Source organism: Thalassospira marina (genome assembly GCF_002844375.1).
Taxonomy (GTDB): Bacteria; Pseudomonadota; Alphaproteobacteria; order Rhodospirillales; family Thalassospiraceae; genus Thalassospira; species Thalassospira marina.
Genome location: NZ_CP024199.1, coordinates 370,168 through 396,623, shown reverse-complemented (window position 1 = coordinate 396,623; position 26,456 = coordinate 370,168). Strand labels below are relative to the sequence as shown.

General features: G+C 55.5%; 21 protein-coding genes. 14 read left to right on the top strand and 7 right to left on the bottom strand.

The features are described 5' to 3' along the window. Positions 1-2: 2 nt before the first annotated feature. The 4 genes from CSC3H3_RS01695 to CSC3H3_RS01680 all read left to right on the top strand — a co-directional run bounded on the left by CSC3H3_RS01695 (position 3) and on the right by CSC3H3_RS01680 (position 4,268). The gene (locus CSC3H3_RS01695) at positions 3-1,391 is read left to right on the top strand and encodes a glutamine synthetase family protein (RefSeq protein ID WP_101283305.1); all 1,389 of its coding nucleotides are present in this window, start codon (positions 3-5) and stop codon (positions 1,389-1,391) included. Between the two features lie 303 nt (positions 1,392-1,694). Continuing rightward, positions 1,695-2,729 (top strand): quinolinate synthase NadA, encoded by a 1,035-nt coding sequence (gene nadA, locus CSC3H3_RS01690; RefSeq protein WP_215907547.1) that lies wholly within the window; start codon positions 1,695-1,697, stop codon positions 2,727-2,729. A gap of 162 nt (positions 2,730-2,891) precedes the next feature. Continuing rightward, entirely contained in the window at positions 2,892-3,731 is an 840-nt protein-coding gene (gene nadC, locus CSC3H3_RS01685; RefSeq protein WP_101269998.1) for a carboxylating nicotinate-nucleotide diphosphorylase, read from the top strand. Between the two features lie 126 nt (positions 3,732-3,857). Then, a complete protein-coding gene (locus tag CSC3H3_RS01680; protein ID WP_101283303.1) occupies positions 3,858-4,268 on the top strand; it encodes an NUDIX hydrolase in 411 nt (136 codons plus the stop codon). 19 nt (positions 4,269-4,287) lie between these two features. On the opposite strand, the gene CSC3H3_RS01675 is transcribed toward CSC3H3_RS01680, so the two are convergent. From CSC3H3_RS01675 to CSC3H3_RS01665, 3 genes are all read right to left on the bottom strand, one after another. Further along, entirely contained in the window at positions 4,288-5,088 is an 801-nt protein-coding gene (locus CSC3H3_RS01675) for a copper chaperone (protein ID WP_157831803.1), read from the bottom strand. 1 nt (position 5,089) lies between these two features. Further along, positions 5,090-6,532: a DUF7868 domain-containing protein gene (locus tag CSC3H3_RS01670; protein WP_281262542.1), complete on the bottom strand. Its 1,443-nt coding sequence runs from the start codon at positions 6,530-6,532 to the stop codon at positions 5,090-5,092. Between the two features lie 383 nt (positions 6,533-6,915). Further along, positions 6,916-9,558 carry a DUF3772 domain-containing protein gene (locus CSC3H3_RS01665; RefSeq protein WP_101286056.1) on the bottom strand — a complete coding sequence of 881 codons (2,643 nt, stop codon included), beginning with the start codon at positions 9,556-9,558 and terminating at the stop codon, positions 6,916-6,918. A 283-nt stretch (positions 9,559-9,841) separates the two neighbouring features. Here CSC3H3_RS01665 and CSC3H3_RS01655 point away from each other — a divergent pair, with 283 nt between their 5' ends. The 10 genes from CSC3H3_RS01655 to CSC3H3_RS01605 all read left to right on the top strand — a co-directional run bounded on the left by CSC3H3_RS01655 (position 9,842) and on the right by CSC3H3_RS01605 (position 22,709). Continuing rightward, on the top strand, positions 9,842-10,831 hold the full coding sequence (locus CSC3H3_RS01655) for a CorA family divalent cation transporter (protein WP_101269990.1): 990 nt from the start codon (positions 9,842-9,844) through the stop codon (positions 10,829-10,831). A gap of 219 nt (positions 10,832-11,050) precedes the next feature. Further along, positions 11,051-12,175: a cell division protein ZapE gene (gene zapE, locus CSC3H3_RS01650; protein WP_101283295.1), complete on the top strand. Its 1,125-nt coding sequence runs from the start codon at positions 11,051-11,053 to the stop codon at positions 12,173-12,175. Between the two features lie 742 nt (positions 12,176-12,917). After that, a complete protein-coding gene (gene mdh / locus CSC3H3_RS01640) occupies positions 12,918-13,868 on the top strand; it encodes a malate dehydrogenase (RefSeq protein ID WP_101269987.1) in 951 nt (316 codons plus the stop codon). 145 nt (positions 13,869-14,013) lie between these two features. Beyond that, the gene (gene sucC / locus CSC3H3_RS01635) at positions 14,014-15,243 is read left to right on the top strand and encodes an ADP-forming succinate--CoA ligase subunit beta (protein ID WP_281262541.1); all 1,230 of its coding nucleotides are present in this window, start codon (positions 14,014-14,016) and stop codon (positions 15,241-15,243) included. 2 nt (positions 15,244-15,245) lie between these two features. Further along, positions 15,246-16,121 carry a succinate--CoA ligase subunit alpha gene (gene sucD / locus CSC3H3_RS01630; RefSeq protein WP_101269983.1) on the top strand — a complete coding sequence of 292 codons (876 nt, stop codon included), beginning with the start codon at positions 15,246-15,248 and terminating at the stop codon, positions 16,119-16,121. Positions 16,122-16,190: 69 nt separating this feature from the next. Further along, on the top strand, positions 16,191-19,112 hold the full coding sequence (locus CSC3H3_RS01625) for a 2-oxoglutarate dehydrogenase E1 component (protein ID WP_101269981.1): 2,922 nt from the start codon (positions 16,191-16,193) through the stop codon (positions 19,110-19,112). A gap of 111 nt (positions 19,113-19,223) precedes the next feature. Next, the gene (gene odhB / locus CSC3H3_RS01620; protein ID WP_101269979.1) at positions 19,224-20,495 is read left to right on the top strand and encodes a 2-oxoglutarate dehydrogenase complex dihydrolipoyllysine-residue succinyltransferase; all 1,272 of its coding nucleotides are present in this window, start codon (positions 19,224-19,226) and stop codon (positions 20,493-20,495) included. A gap of 24 nt (positions 20,496-20,519) precedes the next feature. Further along, positions 20,520-21,926, top strand: coding sequence for a dihydrolipoyl dehydrogenase (lpdA, locus tag CSC3H3_RS01615; RefSeq protein WP_101269977.1), 1,407 nt, complete (start codon positions 20,520-20,522; stop codon positions 21,924-21,926). A 162-nt stretch (positions 21,927-22,088) separates the two neighbouring features. Further along, on the top strand, positions 22,089-22,361 hold the full coding sequence (locus CSC3H3_RS01610; RefSeq protein WP_101283291.1) for a type II toxin-antitoxin system ParD family antitoxin: 273 nt from the start codon (positions 22,089-22,091) through the stop codon (positions 22,359-22,361). A 3-nt stretch (positions 22,362-22,364) separates the two neighbouring features. Further along, entirely contained in the window at positions 22,365-22,709 is a 345-nt protein-coding gene (locus CSC3H3_RS01605) for a type II toxin-antitoxin system RelE/ParE family toxin (protein WP_101283289.1), read from the top strand. Positions 22,710-22,725: 16 nt separating this feature from the next. Here CSC3H3_RS01605 and CSC3H3_RS01600 read toward each other — a convergent pair whose 3' ends face one another. The 4 genes from CSC3H3_RS01600 to CSC3H3_RS01585 form a co-directional block, all read right to left on the bottom strand. After that, entirely contained in the window at positions 22,726-23,634 is a 909-nt protein-coding gene (locus CSC3H3_RS01600; protein WP_157831801.1) for a glycoside hydrolase family 18 protein, read from the bottom strand. Between the two features lie 180 nt (positions 23,635-23,814). Beyond that, on the bottom strand, positions 23,815-24,804 hold the full coding sequence (locus CSC3H3_RS01595) for an alpha/beta hydrolase (RefSeq protein WP_101269969.1): 990 nt from the start codon (positions 24,802-24,804) through the stop codon (positions 23,815-23,817). Beyond that, positions 24,801-25,154 carry a hypothetical protein gene (locus CSC3H3_RS01590; protein ID WP_157831800.1) on the bottom strand — a complete coding sequence of 118 codons (354 nt, stop codon included), beginning with the start codon at positions 25,152-25,154 and terminating at the stop codon, positions 24,801-24,803. Before CSC3H3_RS01590 ends, CSC3H3_RS01595 begins: the two co-directional genes overlap by 4 nt. 16 nt (positions 25,155-25,170) lie before the next feature. After that, positions 25,171-26,451, bottom strand: a complete 1,281-nt coding sequence (locus CSC3H3_RS01585) for a TRAP transporter large permease (protein ID WP_101283283.1) — start codon at positions 26,449-26,451, stop codon at positions 25,171-25,173. Positions 26,452-26,456 lie beyond the last annotated feature (5 nt).

Sequence of the window (26,456 nt, the reverse complement as noted above, 5' to 3'; positions counted from 1 at the left end):
CCATGACAGGAAACACGCAAATTGCCCCGACCGGTGCCGACCTTGCCGAAGCAAAGGCTTTTCTTGAAAAATATCCCGACTTGCAGGCAATCGACGTGTTTCTGACCGACTGCCACGGCATTGGCCGGGGCAAAACCGTTCGTCGCCACGAACTTGAAGGCATTTATAAATCCGGCCGCGCCCTGCCCCTGTCGCTTTTCGGGCAGGATGTGCGCGGCATTGATGTCGATGAATCCGGCCTGGTCATGACCGAAGGCGGCGGTGATAAACGCTGCTGGCCTGTGGCCGGTACGCTGGGCTATCTGCCCCATACCGGGCGGGGCCAGTTGCTGATCACGATGTTTAACGACGATGGCACGCCAGTAGATGGTGAACCGCGCCCGGGCCTGCTGCGCCAGATCAACCGGGCCAAGGCGATGGGCTTAAACCCGATGGGGGCGTTTGAACTGGAATTTTATCTGGTTAACCCCACCCCGACGGCGGATGGGCGCTTTCACCCGGCATCCTATGCCCTGACCAAACGCCAAAGCCACCAGCGCAATACCATGTCGGTTGACGAACTTGATGAAATGTCACCGCTTTTTGATGCCATCTATGAAGGGGCGGCGCACCTTGGCATCATGCTGGAAACCCTGATTTCCGAATATGGCCCCGGCCAGTATGAACTGACCATCCGCTATCGCGACCTGCTGCATGCGGCAGACGATGTCATTATCGCCAAACGCCTGATCCGCACCTGCGCCCGGCGCTTTGGCATGGAAGCGTGCTTCATGCCAAAACCCTTTGGCAGCGAGCCGGGGTCTGGCATGCATCTGCATTTATCCATGGCTGATGAAACCGGTGCCAACCTGTTTGCCGACCAACCTGATGGCAGTCTTAGCCCCCTGATGCTTAACGCCATTGGTGGCCTGCGCCAGACGGTGGGCGATACCATGCTGGTTCTGGCTCCATTCCTGAATAGCTGGCGGCGTTTTGCGTCCACGGTTTATTCACCGGCATCGGATGACTGGGGTGTTGAAAACCGCAATGTCGCCATTCGTGTACCCGGCCAACCTGGCAAAACCCGGCATTTTGAACATCGCGTCGCCGGGGTGGATGCCAACCCCTATATGGTCGCGACCCTAACACTTGCAGCAGCACTGGATGGTATTGAAAACAAAACCGATCCCGGCGCGCCCAGCCAGGTTGAAATGGACGTCCAAAAGGCCCCGTCCGACCTGCCCAGAAGCTGGCTTGAAGCCATTGACCGCTTTGAACAATCGGGCTTCACCCGCAAAGCCCTGGGTGATTGCCTGCATACGGCCTTTGGCGCCATCAAACGCGCCGAATATGAACAGATGGTCCAGGAAGTCAGCCGTGCGGAATGGGATTTGTACGGCTTTACGGTTTAAATCTGATACCGGCCCTTGGGCCTGTCATCATCATCAACCGGGGTTTCAGGCAGGCACGCCTTAAATTCCGGTTGTTTTTACAGCATGTAGCAGCGGGAAATCGCGCCCCATTTCCCGATCAAACTTATCGCTTTTAGTTTGGAATATTCCCAAACTGTATACGTGCTATCCCGTGCTTTGCCGCCCATTCCCTTGCCATCACGCGTCAATGACGATATTCAGTTTCTCAAACAGTCATCAACTTGCAACATCCGGTCCCGATAATTACCTCCGGGTTGCAAACAGGCGAGATGAGACAACGCCATGAACCAGATTACCACCATTGCCGAGGCAAATGCCGGTGCAATGTCTGTAACCCAGATCGATCCGACCCTTGATCTTGAAGCCGAAATCAAGCGCCTCAAGAAAGAAAAGAATGCCGTTATTCTGGCCCATTATTACCAGGATGGCGAAATTCAGGATTTGGCCGATTTCGTCGGCGATTCCCTGGATCTGTCACGCAAGGCCGCGGCAACCGATGCCGATGTTATTGTTTTTTGCGGTGTCCGTTTCATGGCCGAAGTCGCCAAGATCCTCAGCCCGGAAAAAACCGTTCTGCTGCCCGATTCAAAGGCGGGTTGCTCGCTCGAAGATTCCTGCCAGCCCGAAGCCTTTCGCAAATTCCGCAAACAGCATCCTGACCATGTGTCGATCACCTATATCAACTGCTCGGCCGAGGTAAAGGCCGCGTCCGATATTATCGTCACCTCGTCAAATGCGGCTGAAATCATCGACCAGATCCCGCTGGACCAGCCTATTCTTTGGGCCCCGGACCGCCATCTGGGCAGCTATCTTGCCAAGAAAACCGGCCGTGACATGGTTTTGTGGCAGGGGTCGTGCATTGTGCATGAACAGTTTTCGGAACGCGAACTGATCCGCCTGAAAACCCAGCATCCCGATGCCAAAATTGCCGCCCACCCGGAATGCCATGACGGCATCCTGCGCCATGCTGACCAGATCGGTTCCACCCGCGCCATTCTGGAATATGTGATTGACGGTCCCGACCAGAAATACCTGATCGCAACCGAACCCCACATCATCCACCAGATGGAAAAGGCAGCCCCGCACAAAACCTTTATCCCGGTTCCCGGGGCAGACGGTAGCTGTGCGTGCAATAACTGCCCGTTCATGGAACTGAACACGCTGGAAAAGCTGTATCTGTGCCTGGTCAATAACGGCCCGCAAATCGTCATGCCCGAAGATTTGCGCGTTCAGGCCGTTAAACCGCTGGAACGGATGCTGGAAATGTCAAAAAACATTCCGCTGAAAAAAGAGGCCGCCGCCGAACCGGCAGCCTGATTGATCGCGAAGTTAAAGGCCCTGCATTCCGTGCAGGGCCTGTTTTTTCACTGCCCTGAAATTTCCCGCCTTAAAATGACACTGTTTTCAGGGCAGAAATAAAACCCGTCATGCCGCACGGCATTGCCCCCTGTCTGATCCCAAATACGGCGCACCCATCCCATGACCGAATTGACCCAAAGCGAGATTTCCGAATTTATCGACCGTGCCTTTGCCGAAGATATCGGCACCGGCGATATCACATCGGACAATGTAGTTCCCGAGGAGGCCCGCCTGCGCGTTGCCCTTGAAACCCGCGAAAGCATTGTGGTTGCCGGGCTTGATATTGCGCTGGAATGTTTTCGCAAAATGGTGCCCGACGCCAAAATCGACAAAAAATGCAATGATGGCGATACGCTGAACCCCAAATCGATCCTTGCCGTGATCGAAGGTCCGGCGCGCGGCATTCTGACCGCTGAGCGCACCGCCCTTAACACCCTTCAGCATCTTTCGGGTATTGCCACCACCACCTGCGCCTATGTGCAGGCAATGGGCAAAACATCGGCCAAGCTGCTTGATACCCGCAAGACCCTGCCGGGCTGGCGCAAAATGGAAAAATACGCCACCCGCATGGGCGGCGCACAAAACCACCGCATGGGCCTGTATGATGGCGTGATGATCAAGGACAACCATATCGGTGTTGTCGGGTCGATCACAAAATGCGTGGAAATGGCAAAGGCCGCCAACCTGCCCAAAATCGAAGTGGAATGCGACACCATCGCCCAGGTTCGTGAGGCGGTAGAAGCCGGTGCCGATATCATCCTGCTTGATAATATGGGGCCAGATATGCTGCGCGAAGCCGTTGCCATTGTCGATGGCCGCTGCAAGACCGAGGCATCGGGCGGTGTGCGCCTTGATACCATCGCCGATATTGCCGCAACCGGCGTGGATTATGTTTCGGTCGGGCGCATCACCCAAAGCGCCCCTGCCGTTGATATCGGCCTTGATGTCGCGATCCTGTAAATCAGGCAAGGCTTATTGCCGCCATCCCTGATAGCGGTGTTCAATCTATACCGGGCCAGGTTATTTCACCCTGGCCCGGTAATAAATCCTCGCCAGAGCAAACCTTTAAAACGGGGCCGTTGTGCCATGTCCAAAACCATTGAAACGGTCAACTGGGTCCTGCAGGAAGGCGGGCGCACCCTTTCGGTTCGTACCCACGGGCGCGACAGGTTTTATCTGCCCGGTGGCAAAATCGATGCGGGCGAAACGGCGCTAAATGCTTTGAAACGCGAAATCCGCGAAGAACTGGGTGTCGAGCTAAAGGCCAGTTCCATTTGTGAAATTGGCGTTTTTACCGGCCATGGCCACCACCAGCCGGATGGGACCATCGTGCGGATGACCTGCTTTTACGCCGAATATTCCGGCACACTGGAACCTTCACGCGAAATTGCCGAAATGCGCTGGCTTGGCCCGGATGAACGCCACCTGATGGCGCCCATGGGCCAAAAAATTACCGCCCATCTGGCCGGGATGGAAAATTCACACGCCGAAGGCTAGGCCATTCGGCCATCATAATTCACCTTCCGGCCTGTCTGCCCCAGCCCAGAACCCGCCAGACCAGCCGCCCGGATGCCCGTGAAAACGGAAAATACCAGCGCACAGGCCGCGCGGGCTGCAACCGTTCGGCCACCATAATCACGGCGACACCTGCCATCAGGGCAAGATGAACATGCATTTCGGTGGCTGTAATGGGCACCAGCATCAATGCCCAGCACGTTCCGACACACCACAGGCCATTAACAAAGCCAAAACGGGCACAATCAGCATCCGCCGACCAGCCAAAAACGCCGATCCGCGGCAGCCAGTGACAGTGATTAAGACAATATTGTTTGGTAGGTGTCGCCTGCCAGACCAGCGCAATCACCACTGCAAGCACACTTACCGGCAGGAAAATGGCATCGGCGAACATGCGTAACGCCGCCACGCCAAGCACCAGAACCGGCGCCATGACCATCCATACGGCAAGATAGGCCGCAGTAAAAACGGCCAGCGCCCGCCAGCGCCGCCGGGCCAGGCTGCGCACCCATACATGGTGCAATGGCCCGGCCAGAATAGGCGTCATCATCGCCGTCAGCATTAGCAACCATGACAGGGCAACATGCAGTGGCGAAACAAATGCCAGCATGGCCCGAAGGGACCGCAAGCCCTGGTCATACCATGCCCCGGTCGCTGCCACACATAATGATGACAGCGCCAGTTCCCGGCCAAACAGCAACATTGCCCCCCAGCCGCATAATGTGACGATAATCAGTGTCGGCCAGGGCGGGTCCGCCAGCAGGGAATAAACCGCGCGCAGGCGCCCGCCCCGGACTGTCACATCACTGCTCCTGCCGATAAATACTGATCCGTTCGACCGTGATGCCCGCATCTTCGCTCACGGCTTTGCGCGGGATCAGATCAATATTCAGATTATCAGTAGAAAGCGCGCCGGACGCCTCAAGGCATTCGACGATACGCGTTATGTCAAACACCTCGCTGATGCCCATGCCGCCATGCGGCTGATCGGGAAGCGATGCCTTGCGCACACCAAAGAAGCCTATCGTTCCAGCCAAAAGGTCCAGCCGGTCCTCGGGATTTTCCCCTGCGGGCAGATTGACATAAACATCCACCACTGCGGCATCCTTGTCTGCGCGAATGTTTTCCAGATTAAGCAATACCTGATCGGCAGGCTTAGGCGCACCATCTGCAGGTGGTGTGGTGCTGGTGGCAAAACCCCGCATTGCCTTGAAGCCCTGGGCCATCTGGTTCCCAAGAGCCTGATCAAGCTTGACGCTGGTTTTCGCTCCGGCGCCGACCAGCTTGATTGTGCTGGCATTCGCACCAACCAGTTCGGCCTTTTTCCCGTCTGCCATCGCCTTGCCCTCTCCCCCTGCTTGCGGTGCGGCTTTGGCCGCCACCATCATCACAGTATCCGCCGAGCTTTGTTCCTCGTCATAAATATAGTTCAAAGGCGCAGCCGTGCTGTCCAGCATGTCTGCCGGCGTGTAAAAATAATTCGTTCCATCCACGGTTGGCACCACAAATTTGCGGTCCATTGGCCCGTTCAACCATGCCGGGTCTGTCGGGTTCTGATGGTTGGGGTTACGGGTCCAGACGCTCCATAGCCGGTCAATATTGGCATGATGAAGCCAAAAGATCGGGTCCAGCCCGGCCGTATCGGGGTCCGACATCAAGCCCGGATCACCATTGGGTGCTTCGCCGCCGACATCGACATGGACAATATTGTGCGGATGATTTTCAAGCCGCCCGCTAACCTGGCCGCTGTGGGAAAAACCGGTTTTAAGACCACCAAAACCACTAAGCGCCCCCGCACCTGTGCCAGTAAAGCGCGGCTGTAACAGCGCCTCCAGCGTTACGTCCTTGGCTGGCAGCACAATGGGCACCGTGCCCAGGCCATATCGCTGCGCGACATAAAGCGGGTTCGGGCTGTTATCAGGCAGTGTTTTACTGGCAAAGGCCGGTGGCAACATTCGCGCCTGCGGATTTTGGCTATCGCTATAGTTCCAGTAAGGCATCGCCCAATCAGCCGGGCCGCCCTGCTTGATGATTTCTTCGCGAACCAGTCCTTCGATCGACCAGACATAGCCCCGGTGCCAGGGAATGAAATACCAGGTTTGATGCTGGCACTGATTCCAGAACAGATCCTGTTCGCTTTGCGGCGGCATGGCTTCACCGGGCGTGTAATACCCGTATTGCTGCCATAGCGCCTTGTCGATCCCATGGACGGCAGCCATGAAGCGCCATCCTGTTTTATCTGACATCGGTTTTTTCTGTAATGCCTCAACCCCTTTGGCATACCAGAACAGGATCGGGTCGGAAAAACCGCCACCATTTGCCCACACACTTTTGCGCACATAAACCATAACCAAGAACCCCACCTATGGTTGATAAACATGACTTCAATAAATGTAATTCAGGAATATCGATGGATTACAGCTAAAAAGTTTTAATTTTGAACAATTATCTTTTTATACGTGTATTTCCGATAGATAGACGATCCCAAAAGAAATCCGTGACGCAAATTTCATCTTTAGGTAGCAATTCTGTTGCAACGACTCCCAAAAAAAATCCTGCACCGTGATTGCGTATTCCGCGCCACGATGCAGGATCTTTCTTTGGCTGACTTTAACAGCGCAGATCTAAATTATCGTTCGCCGTCCGGCAGTTCGCGGGTGGCCGGTGTAGCACTGCCGGGGATTTCGGATGTGGATGAATCCGACGGGATCGTGGTATCTGCGGCATCCGGCCGGGCACCCGCGCCCCCATCCGCCTGTTGGGCCGGGTTATCCGCAGTTTCTTTTGCTTCGCCCTGCGGGTCGGCCGACTTTTCATTACGCGTGCCCTGTCCGCTGTCTTTTCCACCACCATTCTGGCGGGCAAGACTGCGGATGGCATCTTCAAGGCGGTCAATGTCACGCAAATTGACGTCACGTTGCGGGAACGGAATTTCGATACCTTCGGCGCGGAAACGGTCCAGCACCTCGAAACGGATCGAACTTGCCACCGCCAGCACATCGCCGATATCGCGCAGGAAATAGCGCAATTCAAAATCCAGCGAACTTTCGCCAAAACCGATAAACACCACCTGCGGTGCCGGATAGCTGAGGATTTCGCGGCGCTTGTCGGCCATTTCCAACAGAATTTCACGCACCTGATTGGCATCCGACCCATAGGAAACCCCAATCGGCACAATGCCACGGCCCGAACGTTCCTTAAGCGTCCAGTTCAGCACCCGGTTTGAAATCAGTTCGGAATTGGGGATCACCACCGATGAACGGTCAAAGGTTTCGATCTCGGTTGCGCGAACACGAATATCCTTCACAAACCCCTGGTCAGCCCCGACCACAATCCAGTCACCGACCTTGATGGGCCGTTCGATCAGCAGGATCAGACCGGATACAAAGTTATTGACGATACTTTGCATCCCGAAACCGATACCCACCGAAATCGCACCAGCGATAATAGCAAGGTTTGACAGGTCCACCCCGGCGGCCGAAACCGCAATCAGCACGGCAAGGCCAATGCCGACATAACCGAAAATGGCGGAAACCGAATGCTGCAAGCCCTGATCCAGCTTGGTATTGGGCAGGACGCGGGTATTGAGCATCCGCTGGAAAAACCGCATCAGGCTCAGCAGCAGCAGGAACAGGAAAACGCCAATTAAAATGGCGCGCAGTGAAATATTGATGCTGCCAATCTGGATACCGATAAAGGCTGCCTCGACCGCACTGATCAAATCAGCCCAGGCAATGTCGGTAAACACCATGATCGCGGTCGGGAAGGCAACGATCATCATCATCGCGTCAATGGTCACCCGCAGCCAGAAATACAGCGTCCCATGCACGGCATCGGTGGTGTTTTCATCAGTGCTGTCTTCGGGTTTGACCAGATAGGTATGCACAAGCGCACGTAAAAATTCGCGCAGGATCCAGTAGCTGGTGGCAAAAGCCAGTGCCAGCATCATGTTTTCCAGCACAAAACGCGCCAGTGCTACATAGCCGATAAAAGACAGGATCGGCAAAAGAACCGAGACAAACAGCACCACGCGCCGGCAGCGCCGTTCAATTTTACGCCACCAGCTTTGCTGTTCGTCTACCGCATCATGTTCCCACCAGGTGCCAAGGGCGGCAATAAACATCACCGCGCAAATCAGGGTAATGTTGCTAAGGCTTTGCACCAGCGCCAGGTCAAGCGAGGCGCCGATTGTCGTGGCCCCCTGCAACAGCACGATGTCGGATGCAAAAACAACCGCCGCAAACAGGGCGGAAAAACCAACCACCCTGGCCCCTGCCACCGTTGTTCCTGCCGATCGCATTTGCGGGGCAAAGGGCGAAAACACACTGCGAATGGACGCGCCCAGAAACATCATGAACAGGGCGGCAAAAAAGCACTGGTTAATCAGCTCGCCGCCACTTCCCACCATCAGGTCATCCTGCGATGCCAGGATACGGTAAATCACAAACAGCAATAAACCCGGCACAATCGCGGTTAACGAAAAGCGCGTACCGGAAATCAGGGCCATGCGGTCATCGCCCTTGGCATTGCGCCAGCGGGCCGGCAAAAACCGGAATACAACCACCTCGCCGCCAATAAGCGCCGAGGCAATGGCAAACAGCAAAAACACCAGTTCGGGTGCCACGTCTTCCAGACGGTCGCCGATATGATCGGCCAGATTGATATCGGAATAACGGCTGCGTACGACTTCAGGCAGGCGCATGGCCTCTGCCCAGCTTTTTTGCCAGACCGATGGTTCCCACGGCACATCCGCGCGGCTGAAAATGCGGCGGGTAAAGCGTTCGCGCGACATGCGACCAACCTGGTCAAGCAACTCGCCCGCGCGGAATGCCGCAAGTTCACCCTGTTTCTGAATGCCGCTAACGCGTGAAATTTCCTTGTTCAGGCGATCACGTTCCACCGTGACTGCGGGGACTTCGGCGGCATCGCCCTCGGGCTTGGGGCCAAGTTTGCCAAGGGCGGCATTCAGGCGTTCCAGCTTGCTTTGTGCCAGCGCCTCAAGGTCGCGTGTGCCATCAATCGCACGTTCAAGCTCCGACCGGCTGTCGGCCAGTTCGCGCCCATTCACCGCCCCGCCCGAAAGCTGCTTTTCAACCTTGTCAAAGGTCTTGCTCCAGCGGGCCAGTGTCTTTTGCGAATTTTCCAGAATATTGGCATCCGCAACACCATCGACATTGCTTTGCGCCTGGGCAGTGCCCGCAATAGTCGCGGTCCCCAGTGCCACAAACAGCCCAAACAGAACCAGCATCAAGACATGGCGAAACTTGTTCATCTTTTCCCGAACCATCGTGAAATTTCTATCGCCCCCAAGGCGTATGTATTTTCTGCCCGATTTATAATGCCAGATCAAACGATCCGGTAACCTTATCGTTCCCGTATCATGTGAGAAGCACCACACCGGCCCCCGGTTTCATCCTGAAGGCCCCAATCGATTGCAAAAACGCCATATTGCCACATAACGGCCTTTAAACATTTGTTGTTTAGGGTAAAGCCCCAAACCTGATCATGAACCGAACTGATATGAACCCACACCACAGCGCCACGGATCGCAGCCAATGACACCAAAAGCACTGATCAATGCCTTTCGAATTGACCGGACCGGCAAGGGCACAGCCCTTTCAGGCGATGAATTTGCCACGTCGTTTCCTTCCGCGGGTGAAGGTGAATATCTTTGGGTCCATCTGGACTGGATGGAACCCGGTGTCGCAGCCCTGCTGACCGAAAAGGCCGGCCTGGAAGCCAGTATTGTTGAAACACTCGCCACCCGGGGCACACGGCCAACGGTTCTGTTTTATGATCATGGCTATTCGATGAATTTGCGCGGGGTTAATCTGAACAAGGAATCTGACCCTGCCGATATGATTTCGGTGCGTATCTGGTGCAGCGACAAACTGGTCATTACCCTGCGTAACCAGCATATGCGCGCCTTTGAGGATATCCGGGCCAGCATTGCCGAGGGCACAGCCCCCACCAGCAGCGATGATTTTGTTCTGACCCTGGCAGAACGCCTGATTTTCCGCATTGATGCCGAAATTCGCACCATCGAGGAAAACCTTGATGATCTTGAAGACGAGATCGAGGAAGTCCCCGAAACCAAAACCCTGCCCTTACGCCTGAAAACGGCGGATATGCGCCATCGCCTGTCGCGCCTGCGCCGCCATATCGCCCCGCAGCGCGATGCCCTGGCAAAGTTTTTTGACCAGAAGCCAACCTGGGAAGACAAAATTCACAAACGCCGCGCACGCACCCTGACGGACCGTGTCACCCGCCTTGTCGAAGAACTCGACAGCCTGCGCGAACGCATCCAGATCGCCAATGACAGCCTGATGGCCGTTGAAACCGAACGCATGAACCGCACCATGTACTGGCTGACCGTAATTGCCGGGCTGTTCCTGCCCATCAGTTTTGTTACCGGCCTGCTAGGCGTGAATGTTGGTGGTATTCCCGCAGCGGATAACACCTGGGGTTTCTGGGGCGTTTCCATCATCCTGGCCCTGCTGGTCGGGCTTGAGGTCTGGCTGTTTAAGAAAATGCGCCTGATCTGACGGCCTTCTTGCGCACCGGCCCGGCCATGACCACCTGCCTGGTGCAAAGCAGAACAGCATCCCGCATATTGCATTGCACGAAGACGATGTTTTATGTCTTCTTGTTCTAAATATGCCCGGCAAATTCCCGGTTGATAGGCAGCCGTTTTTTGCCGGGCCATATTTGTGCCTGCCCCTTACGCAGGCATACTGCGTGTCCCACTGCCTGAAAGTTACCGAATGTCTGACGGCCCGCTTTCCCGATACCGTAAAAAAATCGCCGATGGTGAATTGACCCACGATGGCATGCAGGAACTGTGCGCTGAAAAGCTGCAAAGCCTGTTTAACGCCTTGCGCGATTATCGGCCCAATAATGGCAAGGGCACCTGGTATGAACGTTTCGGCCTGACCAAACGCCGGAACGACCCGGAACCGCCACAGGGCCTTTATATTTACGGCGAAGTCGGCCGTGGCAAATCGATGCTGATGGACCTGTTTTATGAAACCGCCCCGGTTGAACATAAACGCCGGGTCCATTTCCACGATTTCATGCAGGATGTGCATGACAGGCTGCATAAATTCCGCCAAAGCCGCAGCGATAGTGAATCAGACCCGATCCCGCCCATCGCAAAGGACCTGGCCAAACAGGCCTGGCTTCTGTGTTTTGATGAAATGCAGATCACCGATATCACCGATGCCATGATCGTTGGCCGCCTGTTTGAACAGCTTTTTGACCGGGGTGTTGTGGTTGTAACCACATCAAACCGTGTGCCTGACGACCTTTACAAGGATGGCCTGCAACGCCAGAACTTCCTGCCTTTCATTGAGATGCTCAAAGAAAAGCTTGATGTGCTTGAACTTGCCAGCCGCACCGATTATCGCATGCGCAACCTGACAGCCGCCGACGTGTTTGTTTATCCCGCCGATGATAAAACCCCGGCGCGCATTGATGAACTGTTTGCCAAAGTCACCGAAGGTGCGCGCGTCGATGCCGGCAGCCTGCGCGTGAAGGGCCGCGATATTGCCATTCGTGAAACCGGTGCCGGTGTGGCGCGATTCACGTTCGAGGAACTGTGCACCCGCCCGCTCGGCCCGGGGGACTATATTGCCCTTGCAACCCATTTTCACACCATCGTCATCGATTTAATCCCGCAAATGCCTGCCTCCCGGCGCGACTGGGCCAAGCGTTTCAACACGCTGATCGATGCGATGTATGAACATAAAACCAATCTGATCTGCGCCATGGAAACCAAACCCGAAGACCTTTACACCGATGGTGACTTCTCGTTTGAGTTTCAGCGTACTGTTTCGCGCCTGACAGAAATGCGCAGCCAGGAATATCTTGATCAGCCCCATCTGACCTGATCGCGAAGGGTGACCGGCAAGGGACGAAATGCATAATGCATAACGCATTCCCGGCCATCCCCGTCATCGACCGACATTGATGAACCGCCCGTTGCACGCGCATAACCGCGTCACGGGCGGTTTTCGTTTTTGATATGCTTAGCCAGGACAAATGATACCGGTAACATCATATGTTTTCATCGGCTTGGCGGTCATTCACGGGCAGAATCGGCATTGGTGTTACGACTCCAAGACCGATGGGTGCCTTCGCTGGCGCGCAATTCAACCCCAGAACGATTTGCCAGATACAGAATCTTGCGCAAAGGCTGCTTTGGAGATGAAAAAACAGCAGAATGTTTAATCAGATTGATTGATTTAACGTCCCGCTGATCGCATGGCTGATCCCCAATTCGCGCAAACCTTGGAAGTTTTAAAAGGTGAACTGCCATAATTTTGCGCCGCTGCTAAACTGTTAGGCAGTGCCGTGCAACATAGAGCGCCAGTGTTTATCACGCCTTCCGCTTGTTTCGCACACGCAACATGATCGCTTTTTAAGCGTTTAGACAATAGTCGCAACATTCGCTGAACTGGCGGTTTTCCGCGTCAAAACAACGGCGTTTCCCCTTGTAAATCGGGACGAATCGGTTTACCACACACGATGTTTGCGAACGATTGTTTCGCGTTCGCAGGTTTACATTTTCAATCGCGCTCCCCAGTTAAGTTTTCAACACTCCGGAAGCGCAATAGGGAAGAAGGTAACGGAATGGCCCGCAACAAGATCGCGCTCGTCGGCGCTGGCAATATCGGTGGTACTCTGGCCCACCTCGCTGGCCTGAAAGAGCTTGGCGACGTCGTCCTTTTCGACATCGTTGATGGCATGCCGCAGGGCAAATCGCTTGATATTGCTGAATCCTCACCCGTCGACATGTTCGATGCCGACCTCAAGGGTACCAGCGACTATGCTGATATCGCCGGTGCAGACGTTGTCATCGTCACCGCCGGTGTTGCCCGTAAACCGGGCATGAGCCGTGATGACCTGATCGGCATCAACACCAAGGTCATGACCCAGGTTGGTCAGGGCATCAAGCAGCATGCCCCGGACGCGTTTGTCATTGTTATCACCAACCCGCTTGATGCGATGGTCTGGGTGATGCAGCAGGCAACCGGCTTTGATCCGAAGAAAGTTGTCGGCATGGCCGGCGTTCTGGACTCTGCCCGTTTCCGTTACTTCCTCGCCGAAGAATTCAAAGTATCGGTCAAAGACGTTACCGCCTTTGTTCTGGGCGGCCACGGCGACACCATGGTGCCGTCGATCCGTTATTCGACCGTTGCTGGCGTCCCGGTTCCCGACCTGATCAAAATGGGCTGGACCACGCAGGAAAAGATCGACCAGATCGTTCAGCGTACCCGTGATGGCGGTGCCGAAATCGTTGGCCTGCTGAAAACCGGTTCGGCATTCTATGCCCCGGCAGCATCGGCCATCGCAATGGCTGAAAGCTATTTGAAAGACCAGAAGCGCGTTATGCCGGTTGCTGCTTACCTGAGCGGCGAGTACGGCGTTGACGGCATCTATGTCGGTGTTCCGGTCGTTCTTGGCGCTGGTGGCGTCGAGCGCGTTGTCGAGATCAATCTCGATGCCGAAGAACAAGAGAACTTCAACAAGTCCGTGGCGGCCGTTCGCGGCCTTGTCGACGCCGCCAAGGGCATGCTGTAAGAAACGCGGAACGGGCCGGTTTTCCAACTGGCCCGTTTTTCTGTCATTGCCCTGATTGGAATTTTTCAAGGTAATGGCCGCGCGGATCGCAACAACGTCCTAAGATGAGCAGGACATTGAAACCACGATTTCTGACCCACAGGAAATCGTACGGAAGGCAAGAAAGCGACCGAACATGAACATTCATGAGTACCAGGCGAAAGAAATTCTTCGCAAATACGGTGTGACCGTGCCGAACGGCAAGGTTGCCTATACTGCACAGGAAGCCACCGAAGCGGCCCAGTCCCTTGCTGGCCCCGTCTATGTCGTCAAGTCCCAGATCCATGCTGGTGGCCGCGGCAAAGGCACCTTCAAAGAAGCAACTGCCGGTGACAAAGGCGGCGTTCGCGTCGTTAAAAGTGTCGAAGAAGTCGGCACCAACGCTGGCCAGATGCTGGGCGCAACCCTGGTTACCCACCAGACCGGGCCGGATGGCAAGGAAGTAAAGCGCGTCTATATCGAAGAAGGTTGCGACATTGCTCGCGAACTGTATCTCTCGGTTCTTGTTGATCGCGGCTGCTCGCGCATCATCTTCATGGCCTCGACCGAAGGCGGCATGGACATCGAAGAAGTCGCTGCTGAAACCCCGGAAAAGATCGTCACCGTTGACATCGATCCGGCTGCTGGTTTCTCGGGCTTCCACGGTCGCAAGCTGGCTTTCGCCCTGGGCCTCGAAGGCAAGCAGGTTTCCAAGGCTGTCAAATTCATGACCGCCATGTATGAATGCTTCCTCGAAACCGATGCATCGATGGTTGAAATCAACCCGCTGGTCGTTACCGGCGACGGCGACATCATCGCGCTCGACTGCAAAATGAACTTCGACGACAACGCCCTGTTCCGTCATCAGGACATCGAGGCACTGCGCGACGAAGACGAAGAAAACCCGGCCGAACTTGAAGCTGCCAAGCACAGCCTCAACTATGTCAAGCTCGATGGCACCATCGGCTGCATGGTTAACGGTGCTGGTCTTGCCATGGCAACCATGGACATCATCAAGCTTTATGGTGGCGAACCGGCCAACTTCCTGGACGTTGGTGGCGGCGCCACCAAGGAACGCGTAACCACCGCATTCAAGCTGATCCTGTCTGATCCGAACGTCGAAGGCATTCTGGTCAACATCTTCGGTGGCATCATGCGCTGCGACGTCATTGCTGACGGTGTGGTTGCTGCGGCACGCGAAGTCAGCCTGAATGTTCCGCTGGTCGTTCGCCTTGAAGGCACGAACGTTGATCTCGGTAAGAAGATCCTTGAAGAATCCGGCCTGCCGATCGTGTCGGCCGACAATCTTGCCGACGCCGCCGAAAAGGTGGTCAAAGCTGTGAAGGAGGCCGCGTAACCATGGCTGTTCTCGTCGATAAAAACACCAAAGTTATCTGCCAGGGTTTCACCGGTTCGCAGGGCACCTTCCACAGCGAACAGGCAATTGCCTATGGCACCAAAATGGTTGGTGGCGTAACCCCGGGTAAAGGCGGCACCAAGCACCTTGACCTGCCGGTTTTCAACACCGTTGCCGAAGCAAAGCATGTTACCGAAGCCAACGCATCGGTCATCTATGTTCCGCCGCCCTTCGCAGCTGATGCCATTCTCGAAGCAATCGATGCCGGTATTGAACTGGCTGTTTGCATCACCGAAGGCATTCCGGTTGCTGACATGGTTCGCGTCAAGCGCGCCCTGTCGGGTTCCAACACCCGCCTGATCGGCCCGAACTGCCCGGGTATCATTACCCCCGATGAATGCAAAATCGGCATCATGCCCGGTCACATTCACCGTCGCGGCAAAATCGGTATCGTTTCACGTTCCGGTACGCTGACCTACGAAGCCGTTGCACAGACCACTGCTGCCGGCCTTGGCCAGTCCACCTGTATCGGTATCGGTGGCGACCCGGTCAACGGCACCAACTTCATCGATTGCCTCGACCTGTTCCTGAAGGATCCGGAAACCGAAGGCATCATCATGATTGGTGAAATTGGCGGTTCTGCCGAAGAAGAGGCTTGCGAATTCCTCCAGGCTTCCAAAGTAAAGAAACCGGTAGCTGGCTTCATCGCCGGTGTATCTGCTCCTCCGGGTAAACGCATGGGCCATGCCGGTGCGATCATTTCCGGTGGCAAGGGCACTGCTGAAGCGAAGATGGAAGCAATGCGCAGCGCTGGTGTTCTTGTTGCCGATTCCCCGGCAAGCCTTGGCTCGACCATGCTCAAGGCTTTGAAAGGGTAATCAGGGTAATCAGAGGAAAGGCAAAGGAAGGCGTAGCCCCGGTGGGGTCATCGCCTTCCACGACCACAAATGAAACCTCAAGATATTGACACGATTCTAACCGAGTCGAATGCAACCTATATCGCCGAAATCTACGCCCGGTATCTGGAAAGCCCCCAGTCGGTAGACCAGAGCTGGGCTGACTTTTTTGCAGGGTTGCAGGACGACGCATCAGACCTCCTCGCCGAAATGCGCGGTCCGACCTGGCAGCCACGGGAAACCAAGGTTGTGGGCGGCATGGAAGGTTACGACGTATCCCAGGGATACAGCGAACGTCCGGTCAATGGCGGTTACGCCCCGGTCGCGGCTGCACAGGCACCCGCAGCCCAGGCAACAACCGTTAATTCCGATGCCATCCGGGCGGCTGCAAACGATTCAATTCGCGCCCTGATGCTGATCCGCTCGTATCGCGTGCGTGGTCATCTGGAAGCCAATCTTGATCCGCTGGGTCTTGCCCCGCGTGATCCGCATCCGGAACTGCATCCGAAAACCTATGGCTTCACCGAAGCCGACATGGACCGCCCCATTTTCATCGCCAATGTTCTTGGCCTTGAAACGGCGACCATCCGCCAGATCGTATCGATGGCCCGCAAAACCTATTGCGGTTCGATCGGTATCGAATTCATGCACATTCAGGAACCCGACCAGAAGGCATGGATCCAGCAGCGGATCGAAACCATCGGCAATCAGACCGAATTTACCAAGCGTGGCAAAGAAGCCATCCTGGATCGCCTGATCGAAGCCGAAGGTTTTGAAAACTACCTTCACACCAAATATGTCGGCACCAAACGTTTTGGTATCGATGGTGGTGAAGCCCTTATTCCGGCCCTTGAACAGATCCTCAAACGCGGCAGCCAGCTTGGCATTCGCGAAGTGGTCTTCGGTATGCCGCACCGTGGCCGTCTGAACGTTCTGGCCAATGTGATGTCCAAACCGTTCCAGGCGATCTTCTCGGAATTCATGGGCAACCCGTCCAAGCCTGACGATGTCATGGGCTCGGGCGACGTGAAATATCACCTTGGTACTTCGGCTGACCGTGAATTTGACGGCAACGTCGTTCACCTGTCGCTGACGGCGAACCCCTCGCACCTTGAAGCGGTTGATACCGTTGTTCTGGGTAAGGTTCGCGCCAAACAGGCACAGCGCAAGGACACGGTTCGCGAACAGGTCATGGGCATTCTGCTCCATGGTGACGCGGCTTTTGCCGGTCAGGGCCTGGTTGCCGAAACCTTCGATCTGTCGCACCTGAAGGGTTACCGCACCGGTGGTACCATTCACTTTGTGGTCAACAACCAGATCGGCTTTACAACCAAGCCGTCTGATTCGCGTTCTTCGCCCTATTGCTCGGATATCGCCAAGGTCGTTCAGGCCCCGATCATCCACGTCAATGGCGACGATCCCGAAGCTGTTGTCCATGCTGCGCGCATCGCCACCGAATTCCGCCAGGAATTCAAGCAGGACGTCGTTATCGACATGTTCTGCTATCGCCGCTTTGGCCACAATGAAAGCGACGAACCGGCATTCACCCAGCCCAAGATGTATGACGTGATCGGCAAACACCCGACCACCAAGGACATCTATGCCCAGCAGCTGGTCAAGGAAGGTGTTTTCACCGAAGACCAGGTGAAGGAACGCATTGAAAAATTCCACAACCATCTGGATGAGGAATTCAAGGCGTCCGAAAGCTATCGTCCGAACAAGGCCGACTGGCTTGAAGGCAAATGGTCGGGTCTGGCATCAAGCCACGGCGAAGATGCGGACTGGATCGGTGAAACCGGTGTTGACCAGAATCTGCTGCAGGAAGTGGGTCGGGCAATTTCGACCGCGCCGAGCGATTTTGACATCAACCGCAAAATCCTGCGTCAGCTTAAAGCCAAGGCCAAAATGTTCGAGACCGGTGAAGGGATCGACTGGGCCACGGCAGAAGCACTGGCATTCGGAACCCTGATGTGTGAAGGCACCCCCGTTCGTCTGTCCGGTCAGGACAGCCAGCGTGGTACTTTCTCGCAGCGTCATTCCAAGCTGGTAGATCAGACCACCGAAGTCAAATACACCCCGCTGAACAATATCCGTACGGGCCAGGCCGAGCTTGAAGTTCTCAACTCGCCGCTGTCCGAAGCCGGTGTTCTCGGGTTTGAATATGGCATCACGCTTGCCGAACCGCATTCGCTGGTTCTGTGGGAAGCACAGTTTGGCGACTTCGCCAACGGTGCGCAGGTCATTATCGACCAGTTCATCAGCTCTGGTGAAGCCAAATGGCTGCGTATGTCCGGTCTGGTCATGCTGCTGCCGCACGGCTTTGAAGGCCAGGGTCCGGAACACAGCTCGGCCCGTCTGGAACGGTATCTGCAGCTTTGTGGTGAAAACAACATGCAGGTGGCGAACGTTACCACCCCTGCAAACTATTACCACATTCTGCGCCGCCAGATCCGCCGCAGCTTCCGTAAGCCGCTGGTTCTGATGACCCCGAAATCGCTGCTGCGTCACAAGCAATGCGTATCGGACCTGTCTGAATTCGTCACCGGCACGACCTTCCAGCCTGTTCTTGCCGAAACAGGCAAGATGGTTGAGGACAAAAAGGTCAAACGTGTCGTTCTGTGCTCGGGCAAGGTTTATTACGACCTGCTGGCAGAACGCGACAATCGCGGTATCGAGGATGTTGCCATCGTACGTGTCGAGCAGCTTTACCCGTTCCCGGAAAAGGAACTGGGCGAACAGCTTTCACGTTACAGCAATGCCGACGTGGTCTGGTGTCAGGAAGAACCCGAAAATATGGGTTCGTGGTACTTTGTCGATCGCCGTATCGAAAAAGTCCTTACCGACATCAAACACAAAACGTCGCGTCCGGTTTATGCCGGCCGTGCAACGGCTGCATCCCCGGCAACGGGTCTTCTCAAGGTTCACCTGCGCGAGCAGGCCGAACTGGTTGACGCCGCGCTGAGCGTAAAATGATTTCACAGACAGGCAGGGAGGGTTCCCTGCCTGTCTGGTCTGGTCACATCATAATTTGTATTTGAAATCGGCAGCCCCACACTGCCTTTTTAAAAAACGGTCGAGGAAAAAATGGCGACTGAAGTAAAAGTTCCCGCACTGGGCGAATCCGTTAGCGAAGCCACGATTGCCAAATGGTACAAAAAAGTCGGCGACACCGTTGCTGCTGACGAACCGATTGTCGAACTTGAAACCGACAAAGTTACCGTCGAAGTCAATTCGCCGGTTGCCGGTGCCATCGCTGAACTGGTTGTTGGCGAAGGCGACGAAGTCGAAGTTGGCGCCCTGATCGCCATGATCAACGAAGGCGCCGAAGGTTCGGCAGCCAAAGAAGAAGCCCCGGCCAAGGAAGAAGCTGCTCCGGCGAAAGAAGAGCCGAAAGCTGAAAAACCGGCTGCGGCACCGGCTGCTGCCAGTGCTCCGGCAACCCAGTCTGCCAATACCGACCATCCGCTGGCCCCGGCTGTGCGCAAGCTGGTCGAAGACAACAATCTTGATGCCTCCAAAATCCCGGCTTCGGGCAAAGATGGCCGCCTGACCAAGGGCGACGTTCTTGACTATCTCGAAGGTGGCAAGCCCGCACCGCGCGCCGCTGCACCGGCCCCGGCGGCACCTGCTGGCCCGAAACCGCAGCGCGACCTGCGCGACGGTGAAGAACGCGTCAAAATGTCCAAGCTGCGCCAGACCATCGCGCGCCGCCTGAAAGAAGCCCAGAACACTGCGGCCATGCTGACGACCTATAACGAAGTCGACATGACCAACCTTCTGGCTTGCCGTAACAAATACAAAGACGGCTTTGAAAAGAAACACGGCGTGAAACTTGGTTTCATGTCCTTCTTCATCAAGGCTTGCACCACCGCGCTGAACGAATGGCCGGCAGTGAATGCCGAAATCGACGGCGATTCCTTCATCTACAAAAACTACTGCGATATCGGCGTTGCCGTTGGTACCCCGCAGGGTCTGGTTGTTCCGGTTATCCGTTCGGCTGAAAACAAAACCTTCGCCGATCTCGAAAGCACCATTGTCGATTTCGGCAAGCGCGCACGCGACGGCAAGCTGGGCATGGATGAAATGACCGGCGGTTCCTTCACCATCTCCAACGGTGGTGTTTTCGGGTCCCTCCTGTCTTCCCCGATCCTCAATGCACCGCAGTCCGGTATTCTTGGCATGCACAAGACCCAGATGCGCCCGGTTGCCATTGATGGCAAGGTCGAAATCCGCCCGATGATGTATCTGGCCCTTTCCTATGACCACCGTATCATTGACGGCCGTGAAGCTGTCTCGTTCCTGGTACGTGTCAAGGAATGCATCGAAAATCCGGAACGCATCCTGCTCGATATCTGATCAGACAAAAGGATCAAAGAACTCATGAGCGAGAACTACGATATTGTCGTGATCGGTGGCGGACCTGGCGGCTACGTTTGTGCCATCCGCGCCGCACAGCTTGGTCTCAAGGTTGCCTGCGTTGAAAAACGCGGCGCCCTGGGCGGCACCTGCCTGAATGTGGGTTGTATTCCCTCCAAGGCACTTTTGCATTCTTCGCACCTGTTTGAAGAAGCCAACCAGCATTTCGATACCCACGGCATCGAAATCAACACCCCGAAGGTCAATCTTGAAAAGATGATGGCCCGCAAGGACAAGGTTGTTGATTCCAACGTCAAGGGCATCGAATTCCTGTTCAAGAAAAACAAGGTTACCTATGTCAAGGGTGCGGGCGAAATCGTCTCGGCAACCGAAGTCAAGGTTGCCCTGCTTGATGGCGGCGAAGAAACCCTGAGCACGAAAAACATCGTCATTGCTACCGGTTCGGAAGTGACCCCGCTGCCGGGTGTGGAAATCGACGAAAAGCAGATCGTTTCCTCCACCGGCGCTCTGGAACTTTCTTCGGTTCCCAAGAAGCTGGTCGTGATCGGTGCAGGCGTTATCGGTCTGGAACTGGGTTCGGTCTGGCGTCGTCTGGGTTCGGAAGTTACGGTTATCGAATATCTTGACCGTATCCTGCCGGGCATGGATGGCGAGCTGGCCAAACAGACCCAACGCATTTTCGCCAAACAGGGCCTGGAATTCAAACTGGGTCACAAAGTGACCGGCGCGAAAACCGGCAAAGGCGGCGTTAAGCTTTCGGTCGAGCCCTCCAAGGGTGGCGATGCCGAAGAAATCAAAGCCGATGCGGTTCTGGTTGCCATCGGGCGTCGCCCGTATGTTACCGGCCTTGGCCTTGATAATGCTGGCGTTGAACTGGACGAACGTGGTCGCGTTAAAACCGACGAACACTTCCAGACCAACGTTCAGGGCATTTTCGCCATTGGCGATGCCATTGCTGGCCCGATGCTGGCCCACAAAGCCGAAGAAGACGGTGTTGCCCTGGCAGAAATGCTGGCCGGCGAAGAAGGCCATGTCGATTACGGCAAGGTCCCTGGCGTCGTTTACACCTGGCCGGAAGTTGCATCGGTTGGCAAAACCGAAGAGCAGCTGAAGGACGAAGGCACGGATTATTCCGTCGGTAAATTCCCCTTCACCGCCAATGGCCGTGCGAAGGCAATGGAAAGCACCGAAGGTTTCGTCAAAATCCTGGAAGACAAGAAAACGCACCGCGTCGTCGGCTGCCACATTGTCGGCCCGGCTGCTGGCGACCTGATTGCCGAAGTCGTTCTGGCAATGGAATATGGCGCATCCGCCGAAGACATCGCACGTACCTGCCATGCCCACCCGGCATTGGGTGAATCGGTCAAGGAAGCAGCCCTCGCTGCCGATGGCCGCGCCATCCACATGTAATTTCTGACAATACCCTGTCAGCCAAACGGCCGCCCCTAATCGGGCGGCCGTTTTTGTTTGCCCTGCAATCCGGCCCATCATCACAGGATTTGCGGCACCGAAACAGCAATTGGCAATCTTTGCCAAAATCGATACAATTACCCGGTAAAACGGAGTTGCAACATGCCCACCAGAAACGTCAATTTGACCGACGATCAGGATGCGTTCGTTGAAAAAATGGTCAAGACCGGCAAATACCAGAACGCCAGTGAAGCCATGCGTGATGCCGTGCGTGGATTGCAACAACGCTGGAAAGAGGACGAGTTGAAACTCGAACTGCTGCGCAAAAGTATTGATGCAGGCATTGCTGACCTTGATAGCGGCCAATACGATGACATGGACGAAGCAGGCCTGGAAAACTGGCTTGGCAAAACCGGCAACGCGGCGGGAGCATAACGTTTGACGGCAAAGTATCGGCTTACGGCATCGGCCAAAGCCGACATTACCAGGGTTCTGAGCGAAAGTGCATTCCGGCATGGGCAGGATGCGCGCAATCGTTATGCCGCTTTGATCCTTGCTGCACTAAAACGCATCGCAAATGCCCCTGACGGGCATTTGACCCTTGATCGCCCAGATTTGCGACCAGACATTCGCTGTTTTCATATCCGCCATAGTCGCCTGCATAGCACAGAACAGCCAGTTGGCCGCCCTGTGCATGTCGTTTTTTACCGATCCACCGGATCTGGCGTTATCGAGGTCATCCGCGTGCTGCATGAACGCATGGACCCCGTTCGCCATATTTAAGCGAATGCCGGGGCACTTACTCTGCATTCCCTGACAAAGCATCCGCGACGGTACTGATCCAGTCATATTCCAGGTCGGCACTGCTGGGGGATTGCGCCAGTTGCCAGCCCATCACACCGCCAAAATTTGCACCATATTTCGCAACCAGGGGTGCGACCACATCGCTGCAAAATTCATCAACAGGCAGAAAACCGGTACCGGCATTGTGGGGCGTGGTCGGCTTGCCCACCAGAAGCTTTTCCACCGGCAGGCCCTGTGCCACAAGGCCGACAATGCTGGTGGCAAAGGCTGGACTGCCGGTTGTGCCTGCCACCTTTTCCGCCTGTTCACTGCCGGTGGTGCCGACAAAGTCGCCATTGTTGTAATACTGAATGTTCAGATAGTCGATCAGCGTGCCGACCTGCTTCATCACCTGCATATAAGTGCCGCCATGAAAGCTGGCATCGAAATAGGGCGGCTGGGGTGCATGGGTGATGATATATTGCGGTGCAGGGAGTCCGGCGCGCAGTTTTCGGGTCAGACCGGACAGGAACGCCACCGCGTCATAGCCACCGGACTTTGTGAGAGCACCGGTATCTTCCCAGTCGATATCAATGCCATCAAAGTCGTTGGTTTTAACGAATGACACAAGGGCATCGGCAAAGGCATCCAGATTATCGCTGCAGGCCTGCCAGGATGGCGTGTCAAATGTGCCGCCGCCCAAAGCCACCAGAATTTTGCGTTTCCCGCCTTCTTTTGCCGGGACAATATCCTTGTGATTAAGGGCTGATTGCAGGGGCCAGTCCAGCTCCAGCTTGCACGTGCCATTGTCAAAGCTGGCATTGGAAATGAAGCTTTGAATCCCGATGGTGCAGGCCGTTCCGGCCAGTTTTGACACCGGGCCATAACCATTATCGGTATAAATTACATTTTCAGGCGTTCTCATGGTGCGGACCTTCCATTGCGTGCATAGCATATGTCTCTGCTCATCGACGCAGCGCCCAACGGCTTGTGACGTAATGATATCGCCATTTGCCCGCACCTGCCCCGGATGCATTCACAATGGAAAAAGGGGATACAGCTTGCGCCATATCCCCTGATCCGTTTCTTCACACCATAAAAGCGACTATTTCGCCGACCCCGGATTTTGCGCCATCCAGTCCACAATCAGGGCGGCGATATCGGCACTGTTATCGTCCATCATCGGAACATGGCTGTTGCCACGAATGCCCATCGCTGGCAGGTCCATTTCCCGGGTTTGCCGCCCGGCGGTCGCCATCATTTCGCGGTACTGGTCGGTTGCGGTGCGGTATTTTTTCCAGGATGGGACTTCATCAATGAAATCGCCCCACACAAACAGATGGGGGATATCGCCTATGCGGGCGACATCATCCTGTTCCAGGCGCGGGGCACCGGCAGGTTCGATCACCACGACTGAACGCACGAGATGCGGCACCCGGCGCACCATATTAAGGGCAAACCAGCCCCCCTGGCTATGTGCGACCAAATGAACCGGCCCAACCTTTTCCAGCAGCGCCTGATAGGCATCAAGTGTCATATCATCATGGGTGGTCCAGCGCGGTACAAGCTGTGCTGCCAGCGCATCAAACCCCGATACCGGGAAGCGCTGCCCGCTATAGGGCACACGCGCATCATAGGATTGCCGCGCACCTACCCGGTACATGCTCCAGGCTTCTTCCTTGGTGCGGAATACCGGGCCAGTATCGTAAATTTGCGGGAATGGCGACCAGGATGCCCGGCCACGTTCCACCGCATCGGTAACAATCACATCATAGCCTGCCTGTAAAAACAGCCATTGCCAGCCCGGCCGACCATCCGGCGTGGTTTCCCACGTCACCCCGGTCATCGCCCCGCCATGCCAGAACATTACCGGTTCCGTATGCTGTGGTGATGCCAGCTTGATATGGTTGGCATAAAGCTGACCGGTGACATAGGACCCGTTCAGGTCCACTTCACGGGCCATGCCTTCGCCTGCGACCCGCATCATGAAACGGGGCTGGTCGCTTAGGGCAACACTTTCCCCGCCAATGTGAAAGCTGCTGATTTCCGAAATGGTAACATTTCGCTGTTCGATTTTGGCTAGGGGCACATTCATAATCCTGCCTCCGCACCGATATCGGATGCACCAATATTTTCCGGGTCCAGTGCGATCAGCCGCACCCGGATTGATGTGGCAAACCGATCTGCCAGGTAATGGGCAATTGCATCGGCACAGGCCTTTCTGATTTCCATCGGCCGGGTTTCTGATGCCCGGTGTTCCAGCCGTGCCAGCAACGCACAGCCGCGAATGGCGGCCAGTGCCGGGATAAACATGATCTGTTCGGTGCCCGGACGGGGTGCCAGATAATCCCGGATAATTCCCAACAAATGATCGGCAATCTCGTCGCCGGACCGGTCGATCACGGGGACCAGATCGGGGCTGACAGTCAGGGTTAAAATAGGCATATCGCGAATTTTCCAGTTAACGACCATAGGCCAGTTCAGGCAGCCAAAGGCTGATCTGCGGCACAAAGGTCACAATCAGAAGCAGGAACATCAGGATCAGGACAAAAGGCAGCGTCCCGCGAATGACAGTTGCCATCCGTTCGCCTGAAATATTCTTGAGAATGAAAAGGTTAAGGCCAACCGGCGGGGTTAGCAGTGCCAGTTCCATATTCAGAACCACCACCAGGCCAAAATGCACCGGGTCAATGCCCAGATGTTCAATGATCGGCAGCACCAGGGGCACAAAAATCAGGATGACGGAAATCACCTCGAGGAACATGCCCAGCACGAACATGATGGCGTTAGCCAGCAACAGGAACTGCCAGGAATTAAGCCCCCATTCCGTCACCAGTGTCGCAATCGAGCGGGTCACACCCGCACTGGTCAGCCAGTGCCCAAAGGCCAGTGCCGAAAGAATGATGACGATAATCACCGCTGTCTGGCGAATACCTTCGGACAGAACATCGGGAATATCGCGCAAAGCCACTTCGCGATAGACAAATACACTGACAATAATCGCAGCGAAAGCAGCCACGCCTGCGGCCTCGGAAACCGTCACAAAGCCGGTATAAATGCCCCCCAGAACCACCAGCGGAATGAACAGGGCCGGTATCGCATCTCGACAGCAGCGGATCATTTCAGCAATGCTCATGCGGTCTTCAAGCGGCAATTTGTTTTTGCGCGAATACCAGATGATATAGGCAACAAACAGAGCACCTTGCAGCAAACCGGGAATAACCCCGGCCAGAAACAGGCGCGGCACCGATGCCTCGGCAATCAGGCCATAAATCAGAAGCGGCAGACTGGGCGGAATAAGAATACCAAGTGTTCCCGCAGCGCCGACCGTACCGACCGAAAAACTGGCCGGATAATTGCGGCTGGCCATGGTGGGAATAAGGGCCGTGCCCATTGCCATGGCAGTTGCCACCGATGACCCGCAAATGGCGGCAAAAAAGGTTGTCGCAATTACACAGACAATCGCCAGACCACCGCGATTGCGCCCGGCAATGGTACCGGCAAAGTTGATCAGCGCGCGGGTAATGCCCCCGCGTTCCATAAAGGTCGCGGCAATGACAAATAACGGCACAGCCACCAGGGTCTGTGAATTCATTTCATTGGCAAATTGCTGTGCCAGTGAAATCAGCGGAACACCATCCACCAGCCAGCCAATAACCGCAAGGCAACCCAGCACCAGATAAATTGGCACCCCGGCCAGCAGCATGATGAAAAACAGCGCCAGCATTAACCAGATAATCATGGGAA